The organism is Streptomyces sp. NPDC058257 (assembly GCF_042881845.1).
In the GTDB taxonomy this organism is placed as follows: Bacteria; Actinomycetota; Actinomycetes; order Streptomycetales; family Streptomycetaceae; genus Streptomyces.
This window is the reverse complement of sequence record NZ_JBHVXJ010000043.1, coordinates 1-15,499: the sequence shown is the minus strand read 5'-3', so window position 1 is coordinate 15,499 and position 15,499 is coordinate 1. Positions and strand designations below refer to the sequence as shown.

The 15,499-nt window shown below is 71.4% G+C and carries 2 protein-coding genes; both read right to left on the bottom strand.

The annotated features are described in order from the left end of the window. A partial coding sequence (locus tag ACFVXC_RS42260) for a beta-ketoacyl synthase N-terminal-like domain-containing protein (RefSeq protein ID WP_389917137.1) occupies positions 1-5,155 on the bottom strand: 5,155 nt, incomplete at its 3' end. A gap of 183 nt (positions 5,156-5,338) precedes the next feature. After that, positions 5,339-15,490, bottom strand: a complete 10,152-nt coding sequence (locus ACFVXC_RS42255) for a type I polyketide synthase (protein ID WP_389917135.1) — start codon at positions 15,488-15,490, stop codon at positions 5,339-5,341. Positions 15,491-15,499 lie beyond the last annotated feature (9 nt).

The following is a 15,499-nucleotide window of genomic DNA, read 5'->3' as shown; positions in this document are numbered from 1 at the left end:
CACGACGGATATCCCACGCCCGCACCGGCAACGGCCGCAACACACCCCGACCGAACAACTCCAAAATCTCCGCCAACATCACCCGAATACGATCACGGCCCGCATCGATCAGGTCGAAGCTCTGATAGGTGACGCCGGCGTGCTCTTGCCCGATGGCGTCCGGGTCGCGGAGGTCGGTCTTGCCCATCTCCACGAAGCGTCCACCACGCGGCAGCACCCGCAGCGAGGCATCCACGAACTCCCCCGCCAGCGAGTTCAGCACAACATCCACACCACGACCATCCGTCGCAGCCAGCACAGAAGTCTCAAAGTCCAACGTCCGCGACGAGGCAATACGCGAATCCTCAACTCCCAGACCACGCAGAACATCCCACTTGCCCGCACTCGCCGTCCCGAACACCTCAGCACCGAAATGACCAGCCAACTGCACAGCAGCCATACCCACACCACCAGCAGCCGCATGCACCAACAACGACTCACCAGCCTCAAGCCCCGCCAGATCACGCAACGCGTAATACGCAGTGAGGAACACCGTCGGCACCGAAGCCGCCTGCGCGAACGACCAGCCCTCCGGCATCCGCGCCACCAGCCGCGCATCAGCCACCGCAAGCGGACCGAACCCACCCTCAAGAAGCCCGAAGACCTGGTCCCCCAGGGCGAGATCGGTAACATCCGAACCGACCTCGACGACGACACCCGCACCTTCGGTACCCATGGTGGCCTCACCGGGGTACACGCCGAGAGCGATCAGCGGGTCACGGAAGTTGACACCCGCCGCGCGAACCTCCACCAGCACCTCGCCCGCCCCGAGAACCGTCTCCTCGGTGTCGGGCAACAGCGCCAGATTCTCCAGCGTGCCCCGACCCGTGACACCGAGCCTCCACCGGTCAGCCACAGGAAGCTCCAACACCTGACCCGAACTCGCCCGCACAAGCCGCGGCGCCCACACCACATTCCCACGCACCGCGAGCTGCGGCTCATCGAGTTCCGTAGCCGCGGCGACCAGAGACAGGGATGTGGCACTGCCGTCCACGTCCAGCAACGCAAAGCGGCCGGGGTTCTCCGACTGCGCGGACCGGACGAGACCCCACACCGGAGCATCCACCAGCCCCTCAGCGGACACGACATCTCCCCCACCCACACCCACAGCACCCGAAGTCACCAACACCAACCGCGACTCCTCACCCCCCGCGAACCCAATCCACTCCCCCACCACATCAAGAGCCGCACCCAAAGACCCCCGCACGGAACCACCCGCACACCCCACAAACACCCGCTCCGGCACCGCAACCGAACCACCACTCACCGCAGCCGCAAGCGCCGCCACATCCGCATAAACGGAGACAGCCACACCGGCACCCTCAAGCGCCGCACGCAACCCCAACCCGTCCTCACCCAACACCGCACAAGAACCCACCGACGACACAGCCGGAGCACTCACCACACCCCAGTCCAGACGGAACAGGGAGTTCTGCCGCCCGTCCTGTCCGGCGTCCCCATCCGGTACGGCGACGGGCCGCAGCGTCAGGGAGTCGACGGTGGCGACCGGGGTGCCCGCGGCGTCGGCGACGGCCAGCGACACGCTGTCCGTTCCTGCGGCGGCCAGCCGGACGCGCAGTGCCGTCGCGCCCGTCGCGAACAGCGACACGCCGCTCCACGAGAACGGCATCCGGCCCTGCTCGGTGTCGGCTACGAACGTGCCGAGGCCCAGCGGGTGCAGGGCGGCGTCGAGAAGGGCGGGGTGCAGCCCGTAGGCGGCGGCCTCGTCCTGGTCTCCCTCCGTCTCGGGGAGGGAGACGTCGACGAAGAGTTCACCGTCGCGCTGCCATACGGACCGCAGGCCCTGGAAGAGGGGCCCGTAGCTGAAACCCGCCGCGGCGAGGCTGTCGTACAGCGCGTCCGTGCTCACGGGTTCGGCGTCGGCGGGCGGCCACTGGCTGAAGTCGAAGTCGGCCGGGTGTCCGGCCGGAGCGAGGGTGCCGGTGGCGTGGCGCGACCAGGGTTCGTCGGACCAGAGCTCTTCGGGGGCGGGCCCGTGGGGGCGTTGCGGCCGTGAGTACAGGTTTACTTCGCGGCGGCCGGACGCGTCGGCGGCACCGACGGCGAGCTGCATCTGCACACCGCCGTGTTCGGGCAGAACCAGCGGTGCCTGAAGCGTGAGCTCCTCCAGGAGGTCGCAGCCGACGCGGTGCCCCGCGTGCAGGGCGAGTTCGACGAAGGCGGTGCCGGGCAGCAGGACCGTGCCGCCAAGAGCATGGCCCGCCAGCCAGGGGTGCGACGGGAGCGAGAGCCTGCCGGTGAAGAGGAACCCGTCGGCGTCGGCGAGCGCGACGGCGGCGCCGAACAGCGGGTGCTCGGCCGGGTGCAGACCCGATGCGTGCACGTCGCCGATGCCGCCGATGGCGGGGCGTGGCCAGTAGCGCTGGTGCTGGAAGGGGTAGGTGGGCAGGTCGACGCGGCTGCGGTTTTCGAACGGGGCGTAGAGGGGCGTCCAGTCGACGGTCGCGCCGCGCACGTAGGCCTGGGCGAGGGCGGTCAGGAACGTGTCCGGCTCGGGACGGTCCTTGCGCAGGGAAGCGATCAGACCCGACTGAGCGGCCGGATCGGTGACGGTGTCGTGCGCCATCGCGGTCAGGATCGAGTCCGGACCCAGTTCGAGGAGGGTCGACACACCGAACGACGTCAGGGAGTTGAGGCCGTCGCGGAAGCGCACCGCCTCGCGGACGTGCCGCACCCAGTACTCCGGGTCCCGCAGCTGTGCGGCGGTGGCGAGCTCGCCGGTCACGTTGGATACGACCGGCAGGGCCGGAGCCTCGTACGTCAGGCTCTGCGCGACCTTACGGAAGTCCTCCAGGACCGGGTCCATCAACGGCGAGTGGAAAGCGTGCGAGACCTTCAGCCACCGCACCTTCCGCCCCTGGCCCTTGAGAGTCTCGGCCAGGCCTTCGAGGGCGGCCCGCTCACCTGAGAGCACCACCTGCGAAGGACCGTTGACCGCCGCGACACCCACACGGTCCGCAAGCCCCTCAAGGAGGGGCAGTACGTCCGTCTCCGTAGCCTGCACGGCCAGCATCGCGCCGCCTTCGGGCAGCGCCTGCATCAACCGGCCCCGAGCAGCCACCAGCCGGGTCGCGTCTTCGAGAGACCAGAGCCCAGCCACGTACGCCGCGGCCAGCTCACCCACCGAATGCCCACCGAGTATCTCCGGCCGCACACCAAACGACTCAGCCAGACGGTAAAGAGCCACCTCAACCGCGAACAACGCAGGCTGCGCATACCCCGTCCCGGACAGCAGCTCGGCGTCATCGCCGAACATGACCTCCTTCAACGGCCGCTCAAGAAGCCCGTCGAGATGACCGAACACCTCATCCAACGCATCCGCGAACACCGGGAAAGCCTCATACAACTCACGGCCCATCCCCACCCGCTGACTGCCCTGACCCGTGAACACGACACCCAGGCGACCCTCGACCACCGAACCCGAAATCCCGCTCTCAAGGCCACCCAGGAACTCGCCCCGATCCCGCCCGAACACCACGGTCCGGTGCTCGAGCGCCGACCGGCCGCTGAGAAGCGACCAACCCACGTCCACCGGGTCCGGCTCGGTGTTCCCGCCCACGAAGTGGCGCAGCTGATCCACCTGCGCCCGCAGTGCGTCCGCGCTCCGCGCCGACACCACCCACGGCAGCACTCCCGAAGGCGAGGCGCTCTCGACCGGCGCCGCCGCCTCAGCGGGTTGCTCGGCCGCCTCGGTCACCGGCGCCTGCTCCACGATCACATGGGCGTTCGTACCGCTCACACCGAACGACGAGACGCCCGCGCGGCGCGGGGCGCCGTCCGCGCGCTCCGGCCAGGCCCGTGCCCGCGTGAGCAGCTCGACGGCGCCCGCGGACCAGTCCACGTGGGAGCTGGGGCGGTCGGTATGGAGGTTCTCGGGCAGGACTCCCGCGCGCATCGCCATGACCATCTTGATGACGCCCGCGACGCCGGACGCGGCCTGGGTGTGCCCGATGTTGGACTTCACCGAGCCGAGGAGGAGCGGCTGTTCGGCGGGGCGGTCCTGGCCGTAGGTGGCGATGAGGGCCTGGGCCTCGATGGGATCGCCGAGCACCGTTCCTGTTCCGTGGCCCTCGACGGCGTCGACATCGCCGGTGGAGAGGCGGGCGGCGGCGAGAGCCTGGCGGATGACGCGCTGCTGCGATGGCCCGTTCGGCGCCGTGAGCCCGTTGCTCGCGCCATCCTGGTTCACCGCCGAGCCACGGACCACCGCGAGAACCTGATGTCCCTTGCGGCGCGCGTCCGAAAGGCGCTCCAGGACGAGGACACCGACGCCCTCGCCCCAGCCGGTACCGTCCGCCGCCTCCGCGAACGGCTTGCAACGGCCGTCCGACGCAAGGCCGCCCTGGCGGCTGAACTCCGCGAACGCGCCGGACGTCACCATCACGGCGACGCCGCCCGCGAGGGCCATGTCGCACTCACCCTGACGCAGTGCCTGCGCCGCCAGGTGCAGGGCGACCAGCGAGGACGAGCACGCCGTGTCGACGGTCACCGCCGGACCTTCGAGACCGAACAGGTAGGAGACACGGCCGGAGATGACGCTGGAGACGTCACCGGTCAGCAGATAGCCGTCGACGCTGTCCGGTGATGCCATCAGCGCCGGGCCGTAGCCCTGCGCGGTGGCGCCGACGAACACGCCGGTGCGGCTGCCGGCGAGCGCGGCCGGGCCGATCCCGGCACGCTCGACGGCCTCCCAGGAGGCCTCCAGGAGCAGCCGCTGCTGCGGGTCCATCGCCATGGCCTCGCGGGGCGAGATCCCGAAGAAGGAGGCGTCGAAGTCGCCCGCGTCGTAGACGAAACCGCCGCCACGCGCGTGCTGCTCCTGGTCCTCGTCGGCCCCCTCACCCGTGTCGCCACGGAGCGCCTCGACGTCCCAGCCGCGGTCCTCCGGGAAGACGGACAGCGCGTCCTGGCCCTCGGAGACGAGCCGCCACAGGTCCTCGGGGCTGCGCACGGCACCGGGGTAGCGGCAGCCCATGCCCACAATGGCGATGGGCTCGGGCTCCTCGGCCTCGACCTCACGAAGTCGCTGACGAGTCTCGTGAAGATCGGCGGTCACCCGCTTGAGGTAGTCGAGAAGCTTCTGCTGTTCCGCCATCGGAGACTCACCTGTTCGTCTAGTCACAGAAAGACCGCTCCGGCGTGGTGTGCCGGTCGTCCCGGTTTCGCGCCGGTCTCGTGCGTTGCCGTGCGTTGTGGTGCGTTGCCATGCGTTGTGGTGCGTTGACGTGCCTTGTCGCGCGTGATCGCGCTGGTTGCGCTGGTCACGTGCCGTCGTGCTTCAGGAAATGCCGAGCTCCTTGTCGATGAAGTCGAAGACCTCGTCGGCGGATGCGGACTCGAGCCGTTCGGAGACCGCCTCGCCGTCGGCCGGTGCCTCGGCCTCCGCGCCCTTCCACTTCGACATCAGCGCTTCGAGCCGCATCGTGATGCGCATGCGGGCGCTGTCGTCGGGCGCGATGGTGGTGAGGCCTGCCTCCAGGCGGTCGAGCTCGGCGAGCGTGGAGTCCACTCCGTCCGCGTCGTCCTGGATGATCTCGGCGCGCAGGTACTGGGCCAGGGCGACGGACGTCGGATAGTCGAAGACGAGCGTCGTCGGCAGCCGGAGCCCGGTGGCCTTGCCGAGCCGGTTGCGGACCTCGACGGCCGTGAGCGAGTCGAAGCCCAGCTCGCGGAAGGCCCGGTGCGCGTCGACGGCCTCCGCGCCCGCGTAGCCGAGCACGGCCGCCGCGTGGCCGCGCACGAGGTCGAGCAGGATCACTTCGCGCTCGGACTCGGTGAGCGGGGTGAGGCGCCGGCGCAGCTGCGACGAGGCGTCGTCGGCGTCCTGCGCGGAGGCCGGGGCGTCGGCCGCCACGGACTCCATGTACCGGCGCACTTCGGGGATGTCGCCGATGAAGGGGCTGGGCCGCGAAGAGGTGAAGGCGGGTGCGAACCGCTCCCAGTCCAGGTCGGCGACGGCGAGGAACGTCTCGTCGTGCGCGACGGCCTGGGCGAGCGCGGCGACCGCGAGCTCCGGCGCCATCGGGCGCAGGCCCCGGCGGCGGAACTGCTCCTCGCCGTCGTCACCCGCCATGCCGCCACCGGCCCACAGGCCCCAGGCGACCGAGGTCGCCGTCAGGCCACGCGCCCTGCGCTGCTCGGCGAGCGCGTCGAGGTGGGCGTTGGCCGCCGCGTACGCGCCCTGGTTGCCGCTGCCCCACACACCGGCGTTGGAGGAGAACAGCACAAACGCGTCGAGGTCGTCATCGCCTTCGAGGAGCGCGTCGAGGTGCTGCGCGCCGGACACCTTGGCGTCGAGGACATGTGCGATGTCCGCCGGGGCGGTATCGGTCAGGGGCTGGCCCTGGCCCACACCCGCCGCGTGGAACACGGAGCGCAAGGTGTGTCCGTCACGGGCGAGCTGCTCCAGGAGCGCGGACACGGCATCCCGGTCGGCCACGTCGCACGCGGCGACGGTGACCTTGACTCCCAACTCCTCCAGTTCTACGACGAGATCGGCTGCTCCGGGTGCGTCCGAGCCGCGTCGGCTGGTCAGGACGAGGTGTTCGGCACCCGCGCGGGCGAGCCAGCGGGCGACGTGCCCGCCGAGCGCGCCGGTGCCACCGGTGACGAGGGCCGTACCGCGCGCCGTCCAGGCCGTCGGCTCGCCCGCGCCGAGGGCGAGCGGCGCGTGGGCGAAGCGGCGTACGAGGACGCCGGAGTCCCGGACGGCGAGCTGGTCCTCATCGACGCCGACTCCCGCGAGGATCGCGGCGAGCTGGGCTGCCGCACGGCCGTCCACGGCCTGTGGCAGGTCGATGAGGCCGCCCCAGCGGTCGGGGTGCTCAAGAGCGACGACCCGGCCGAGGCCCCACAGCTGGGCCTGGACGGGCCCGGCGGCCCGGTCGGCGTGGCCGGTGGCGACGGCACCACTGGAGAGCGCCCACAGCCGGGCCCCGATCTCCGCGTCGCCCAGGGCCTGGACGAGCGCGACGGTGGCCGCGTGCCCGGCGGGTACCGCCGCGTACGCGCTGAGAGCGGAGTCGTCGAAGCCGAGCAGCGACACCACACCGGCCAGCTCGCCCTGCTCCCGCAGGGTCTCGGCCAGCTCGGCGCGTGTCACCTTGCCCGCGTCGACCCGCAGTTCGACGAGATCCGCCCCGGCGTGCGTCAGCGCCTGCGCGACACCCGCCGTCCACGGGTGGTCAGCAGCCGTCTCCGGTACGACGGTCAGCCAGCGCCCCGTGAGAGCGGCGGCGTCGGACGGGCCGCCGGGCAGGGGCTGCCAGGCGACGCGGTAGCGCAGTGCGTCGACCGCCGAACGCTCACGGCGCTGGCGCCGCCAGGCCGACAACACCGGCAGTACGGCGCCCAGTTCGGCGCTCGCCGCGTCGGTGTCCAGCTCGGCGGCGAGCTCCTCCAGGTCCTCGCGCTCCACCGCCTCCCAGAAGCGCGCCTCGACCACGTCCACGTCGGGAGCCACGCCCACGCCCTGGGCCTCCTCGGGAGCGAGGAGCCAGTAGTGCTCGCGCTGGAAGGCGTACGTGGGCAGGTCGACCTTGCCGCGGGCACCAGGCAAGAGTGCCTGCCAGTCGAGTTCGGCGCCATGGACGTGCGCCTCGGCTATCGACCGCGCCAGACGATGGGCGCCACCCTCGTCACGCCGCAGCGAGCCCAAAGTGACGGCGGTGGACTGGTCGGTGTCGTCGATGGTGGCCTGCACCGGGACGGTCAGGACCGGGTGCGGACTCATCTCCAGGAACAGACCATGGCCGTCGGCGAGAAGACCGCGCGTTGCCTGCTCGAACAGGACCGTCTGACGGAGGTTGCGATACCAATACCCGCCATCCATGGGGGTGCTGGCCGCATCGAGCCAGTCACCGGTCAGGGTCGAGAAGACCGGGACCTGCGGCATCTGCGGGGTGACAGGCGCCAGGACATCGGCCAGATGGGCCTCGATCGCCTCCACATGGGAGGAGTGCGAGGCGTAATCCACCGGGATCGTACGGGCACGAATATCGCGCTGCTCACAGTGCGCCACCAGCTCCCGCAGAGCCTCAGGCTCACCCGACACCACCACCTGCGAAGGACCATTCACCGCCGCCACGGAGATCCGGTCGTCCCACTCGGGCAGCAGCTCGCGTACCTGTTCGGCGGGCAGCGGCACGGAGACCATGCCGCCCCTGCCCGACAGCTCCAGAATCGCCTGACTGCGCAGGGCGACCACACGGACCGCATCCTCCAGGGAGAGCGCACCCGCCACACACGCGGCGGCGATCTCACCCTGACTGTGACCCACCACAGCAGCAGGCTCCACACCCGCCGCACGCCACACCGACGCCAGCGACACCATCACCGCGAACAGAACCGGCTGGACGACGTCGACACGATCGAAGCGGTCGCCGTTCAACTCCTCGAACAGATCCCAGTCCACGAACTCCGACAACGCGACCGCGCACTCCCCCATCCGATCCGCGAACACCGGCGACGAATCGAGCAGTTCGACAGCCATCCCAGCCCACTGCGAACCCTGCCCCGGAAACACGAACACGGGTCGCCTCGCACCCGCCACCACACGGCCCGAGACCACGCCCGCAGCCGTCGCGTCGTCCTCGGCCAGCCGATCGAGGCCGGACAGGAGCTGCTCGCGGTCCTGCGCGAGTACAGCGCCCCGGTGCTCGAAACGCGATCGCGTGACGGCAAGGGAGAAGGCCACATCGGCGAGGCCCGAGTCGGTGTCGGACAGCAGGCGTTCGCGCAGGCGCGCGGCCTGGCCGCGCAGCGCCTGCGAGGTGCGGCCGGACAGCACCAGCGGCACCATGCCGGACAGCACCGACGACGGCTCACCGGACCCGGCGACGGGCTCGGCGTCCCCGGCCTCCGGGACCTCCTCGGCCTCCGGGACGTCCGGGACCTCTTCCAGGATCACGTGCGCGTTGGTGCCGCTCATACCGAACGACGAGACACCCGCGCGGCGCGGTGCGCCCGCGTCCCGCTCGGTCCACTCGCGGGCCTCTGTGAGGAGTTCGACGGCCCCTTCCGTCCAGTCGACCTCCTCGGTCGGCCGTTCGATGTGCAGGGTCCGCGGCAGTACGCCGTGCTGCATGGCGAGGACCATCTTGATCACACCGGCGACACCCGAAGCGGCCTGCGAGTGGCCGATGTTGGACTTCACCGACCCCAGCCACAGCGGCTGCCCCTCCGGCCGGTCCTGGCCGTAGGTGGCGAGCAGTGCCTGTGCCTCGATGGGGTCGCCGAGGGTCGTGCCCGTGCCGTGGGCCTCGACCGCGTCGACGTCGCCCGTGGTGAGGCGGGCGTTGGCGAGCGCCGCGCGGATGACGCGCTGCTGGGAGGGGCCGTTGGGGGCGGTGAGGCCATTGCTCGCACCGTCCTGGTTGATGGCCGAACCACGTACGACCGCGAGGACCTTGTGGCCGTTGCGGCGCGCGTCCGAGAGACGCTCCAGGAGGACCATGCCGACACCCTCGGCCATGCCCATGCCGTCGGCGGCGGACGCGAACGCCTTGCACCGGCCGTCGGCGGCGAGGCCGCGCTGCTGGCTGAAGGCGATGAGCGAGCCCGGGGACGACATCACGGCGACACCGCCCGCCAGGGCCATGTCGCATTCGCCCTGTCGCAGCGCCTGCGCCGCCATGTGCATGGCCACGAGCGAGGACGAGCACGCCGTGTCCAGGGAGATGGCGGGGCCTTCGAGGCCGAGCGTGTAGGCGATGCGGCCGGACAGCACGCTGGGTGCGCTGCCGGTGAGGATGTGGCCCTCACCGCCCGCGGACACCTGCCCCGGCCCGGTGCCGTAGTCCTGGTAGTTCATGCCGACGAACACGCCCGCGGGCTCGCCGCGCATCGACTTGGGGTCGATTCCGGCTCGCTCGAAGGCCTCCCAGGAGGTTTCCAGGAGCAGTCGCTGCTGCGGGTCCATGGAGAGCGCCTCACGGGGCGACACCCCGAAGAACGCCGGGTCGAAGGCGCCCGCGTCGTGCAGGAAGCCGCCGCCCCTGGTCGTGGTGGTGCCGGGGGTCTCGGGGTCCGGGTCGTAGAGGGACGCCACGTTCCAGCCGCGGTTGGTGGGATATCCGCCGACGACGTCGGCCGACGACTCCAGGACCTGCCACATCTCCTCGGGGCTGCTGATTCCGCCGGGGTAGCGGCAGCTCATCGCCACGATGGCGATCTGCTCGTCGGCTGCCGCCACCACGGACGTGGTGCCCGTGGCGGACGCGGCGGTCGCACGCCCCGTGTCGCCGAGCACCTGGTCGCGCAGGTACGCCGCCAGGGCCAGGCCGTTGGGGTGGTCGAAAACGACCGTGGTGGGCAGCCGGAGACCGGTGGCGCCGCCGAGGCGGTTGCGCAGGTCGACGGCGGTGAGCGAGTCGAAGCCGAACTCGCGGAAGGCCCGCTCCGGGTCGAGTGCGGCGGCCGACTCGTAACCGAGGACGGCGGCGGCGTGCGCGAGCACCAGATCGAGCAGGATCCTGTCCTGCTCGGGCCCGGCCAGCCCGGTCAGACGGCGGCGCAGCACGGCGGCTCCGTCGTCGCCCCTGTCGCCGGACGTCCCGTCGGCCGATCGCCCGTCGCCGCTCTGCGCGTCGAGGATGCGCTGGGCGTCGGGCAGGTCGGACAGGAGTGGCCTGGCGCGGCGCGAGGTGAACACGGGCACGAACTGATCCCAGTCCACGTCGGCCACGGCCAGGAACGTCTCGTCGTCGTCGAGGGCCTGCTGCATGCCCGCGAAGGCCAGGTCGGGGTCGAGGAACGGCAGCCCCTGGCGGCGCAGCTGTTCCGGGTCGACATCGATGGGGGCGCTGCCGCTCTCCCAGGCGTTGACTACGTTCCACACGCCCCAGGCGACGGAGATGGCGTGCAGGCCGCGCGCCCTGCGGTGCTCGGCGAGGGCGTCGAGGTAGGCGTTGGCGGCCGCGTACGCGCCGTGGTCGCCGCTGCCCCACACCCCTGCGATGGACGAGAACAGCACGAACGCGTCGAGTTCGCTGCCGTGTGCGCTGTCGGAGCCGTCCAGGAGTTCGTCGAGGACGTCGGCGCCCTCGACCTTCGCCGCCGCGATCCCGGCGAACTCGGCGAGCGAGGTGGTGGCCACGGAGCCCAGCTCGATGAGGGCCGCCGCGTGGATCACGGCCCGCAGGGTGTGCCCGTCGTCGGCGAGCTGGTCGAGCAGCGCGGACACGGCGTCCCGGTCGGCCACATCACACGCGGCGATGGTGACCTGGACGCCCAACTCCTCGATTTCCGTCTTGAGTTCGGTGGCGCCCGGTGCGTCCATGCCCCGCCGGCTCGTCAGAACCAGGTGCTCGGCACCGCCGCGTGCGAGCCAGCGCGCGATGAACGGTCCCAAGGCGCCGGTGCCGCCGGTGACGAGGACGGTGCCGCGCGGCTTCCACGGCGAGGCCGGTGTCGACCTGCGGTCGGTAGGTGCGGCCCGCACGAGGCGCCGCACGAAGACCCCGGAGCCGCGCACCGCGAGCTGGTCCTCGTCGCCGCCCTCCCCGGCGAGGATCCCGGCGAACCGGGCGCTCGTACGGGCGTCAGGGGTGGCGGGCAGGTCGATGAGCCCGCCCCAGCGGTCGGGGTGCTCAAGCGCGACGACCCGGCCGAGACCCCACACCTGCGCCTGGACGGGGTGGTCCACGCGGTCGCCGCCACGTCCGGTGGCGACGGCGCCGCTGGACGCCAGCCAGAGGCGGGCGTCGATCCCCGCGTCCTCCAGGGCTTGTACGAGGCTGATGGTGTCCGCGAGCCCGGTCGGCAGCACGGCGTGCGTGGGGTGCGGCTGTTCGGCCAGGGCCAGGAGGGAGACAACGCCGGAGAGCGGGTCGCCGCTTCCGGCCACCGCTGCCTGACGCAGCTGCTCGGTCAGCTGCGCACGCGTCACCTCACTTCGAGGTACGAGGAGTTGGTTCGGCTCGGCTCCGGACTTGGCCAGCGCATCGACGACGCCCGCGGCCCACGGGTGCTCGGCGGCCTCCTCGGGCACGACGACCAGCCACCGGCCCGCCGGCGCGGGAGACGGACGGCTGCCGGAGAGCGGCTTCCAGGTCACGCGGTACCGCCACCCGTCCACGACGGTGCGCTCGCGGCGCTGCCGTCGCCAGGACGACAGCACCGGCAGTACGGCGCCCAGTTCGGCGCTCGTCGCGTCGGTGTCCAGCTCGGCGGCGAGCTCCTCCAGGTCCTCGCGCTCCACCGCCTCCCAGAAGCGCGCCTCGACCTCGTCCACCCGCGCGAGCGGCGCCGCGTCGGCCGGGTCGTCCTCCGGGGAGAGCAGCCAGTAGTGCTGGTGCTGGAAGGCATAAGTGGGGAGGTCGACCGTGGTCCGGTCGGCGGCGGGGAAGAGTGCCTGCCAGTCGAGTTCGGCGCCGTGGACGTGCGCCTCGGCGATCGACCGCGCCAGACGGTGGGCGCCACCCTCGTCACGGCGCAGCGACCCCAGGGCCACAGCGGCACCGTCGCGCCCGGCGTCCTCGATGACGGCCTGGACCGGGACGGTCAGGACGGGGTGCGGACTCATCTCCAGGAACAGACCATGGCCGTCGGCGAGGAGACCGCGCGTGGCCTGCTCGAACAGGACCGTCTGACGGAGGTTGCGATACCAATACCCCGCGTCCATGGGGGTGTTAGCAGCATCGAGCCAGTCACCGGTCAGGGTCGAGAAGACCGGAACCTGCGGCATCTGGGGCGCCACCGGGGCGAGCACCTCGGTCAGGTGAGCCTCGATCGCCTCCACATGGGAGGAGTGCGAGGCGTAATCCACCGGGATCGTACGGGCACGAATCCCGCGCTGCTCACAGTGCGCCACCAGCTCACGCAGAGCCCCAGGCTCACCCGACACCACCACCTGCGAAGGACCATTCACCGCCGCGACAGAGATGCGGTCGTCCCACTCCGGAAGCAGCTCGCGTACCTGTTCGGCGGGCAGCGGCACGGAGACCATGCCGCCCCTGCCCGAGAGCTCCAGGATCGCCTGGCTGCGCAGGGCGACCACGCGGGCGGCGTCCTCCAGGGAGAGCGCGCCCGCCACACAGGCGGCGGCGATCTCACCCTGACTGTGACCCACCACAGCAGCAGGCTCCACACCCGCCGCACGCCACACCGACGCCAGCGACACCATCACCGCGAACAACACTGGCTGGACGACATCGACACGATCGAAGTGGTCGCCGTTCAACTCCTCGATCAGATCCCAGTCCACGAACTCCGACAGCGCCTCGCCGCACTCCCGCATCCGCTCCGCGAACACCGGACTGGAATCGAGGAGTTCGACAGCCATACCGGCCCACTGCGAACCCTGCCCCGGGAACACAAACACCGGACGAGCGCCACCAGACGCACGACCCACGACCACACCCGCAGCCGCCGTGTCCCCCTCGGCCAACCGCCCAAGCCCGGACAGCAGCTCATCGCGACCCCCGCCGAGCACCACACCCCGATGCTCAAAACGCGACCGGGACAGGGCCAAGGAGTAACCCACGTCGGCGGCGCCCATGTCGGCGTGTGCCACGAGGTGTTGGTGCAGTCGGGCGGCTTGTCCGCGCAGCGCCTCCGGGGTCTTCCCGGAGAGGACGAGCGGGATCACGCCGGAGACCACCGGCGAGGGCGTGGCGGGTGCTGCTTCCCCGTCCGGGGCGTCGGCCAGGGCCTGCTCCACGATCACGTGTGCGTTGGTACCGCTCACTCCGAACGACGACACGCCCGCGCGACGCGGTACGCCGCTCTCGCGGTCCGGCCAGGACCGGGAGTCGGCGAGGAGCTCGACGGTCCCCGCCGACCAGTCCACCTCGTGGGTGGGCTCGTCCAGGTTGAGCGTCGACGGCAGCACGCCGTGCCGCATGGCCATCACCATTTTGATGACGCCGGCGACACCGGCGGCGGCTTGCGTGTGGCCGATGTTGGACTTCACCGAGCCGAGGAGCAGCGGCCGGTCGGCCGGGCGGTCCTTGCCGTATGCGGCGATGAGCGCCTGTGCCTCGATGGGATCGCCGAGGGGAGTGCCGGTGCCGTGCGCCTCGACGGCGTCGACGTCGGCGGGCGTCAGGCGGGCACTGTCGAGGGCGGCGCGGATGACGCGCTGCTGGGAGGGGCCGTTCGGCGCCGTGAGCCCGTTGCTCGCGCCGTCCTGGTTGACGGCCGAACCGCGTACGACCGCGAGGACCGGGTGGCCGTTCGCGCGGGCGTCGGAGAGACGCTCCAGTACGAGCATCCCGACGCCCTCGCCCCAGCTGGTGCCGTCGGCGGCAGCCGCGAAGGGCTTGCAGCGGCCGTCGGGGGCGAGGCCGCGCTGGCGGCTGAAGTCGATGAAGGTGCCCGCGGTGGGCATCACGGTGACGCCGCCCGCGAGGGCCATCGTGCACTCGCCCTGGCGCAGCGCCTGCGCGGCGAGGTGCAGAGCGACGAGGGAGGAGGAGCACGCCGTGTCGACGGTGACGGCGGGGCCCTCAAGACCGAAGGAGTACGAGATACGGCCCGAGGCGATGCTGCCGGAACTGCCGGTGCCGAGGTAGCCCTCGACGCCCTCGGGGACGCTGGTGAGCTGGGACCCGTACTCGTGGTAGATGAGACCGGCGAAGACGCCGGTGCGGCTGCCGTGCAGCGTCGCCGGGTCGATGCCCGCCCGCTCGAAGGCCTCCCAGGAGGTCTCAAGGAGGAGCCGCTGCTGCGGGTCCATGGCGAGCGCCTCACGCGGCGAGATCCCGAAGAAGGCGGCGTCGAAGTCGCCCGCGTCGTGCAGGAATCCGCCTTCGCGGGCGTAGCTGGTGCCGAGGCGTTCGGGGTCGGGGTCGTAGAGCGACTCGACGTCCCAGCCGCGGCCCGCGGGGAACTCGGTGATGGCCTCTTCCTCGTCGGTGAGCAGCCGCCACAGGTCCTCGGGCGTATGCACGCCGCCCGGGAAGCGGCAGCTCATCGCGACGATGGCGATCGGCTCGTCGGCGCTGGGAGCGACAGCCGGTGCGGCAGTCAGGGACGCGCCCTGTGCCGCGCTCTCTGGGAGTGCTCCGATGAGCTCCGTCTCCAGGTGCTGGGCGAGGCCCTTGGGCGTGGGGTAGTCGAAGATGAGGCTGGCGGGCAGGCGCAGTCCGCTTGCCGTGTTGAGGCGGTTGCGCAGCTCGACGGCGGTGAGCGAGTCGAAGCCCAGTTCCTTGAACGCCTTGGTGGCGACCACGTCTTCGGCGGAGGCGTACCCGAGGACTGCGGCCACCTGGGCGCAGACGAGGTCGAGCAGGGCGCGGCCCCGGTTCTCTACGGGGAGCGCGGCCAGCTGGTCGGCGAAGGAGGTTCCGGCGGCCGCCTTGGAGCCACCGGAGGCGACGGCGCGCCTGGTCCGGTTGCCGCCTCCTCGGACGAGGGTGCGGAAGAGGTGGGGAACCTCGCCGCCCGCGAACTGCGCCCGCAGGACCTCAGGATCCAGCTTCATCGGCACCAACGCACC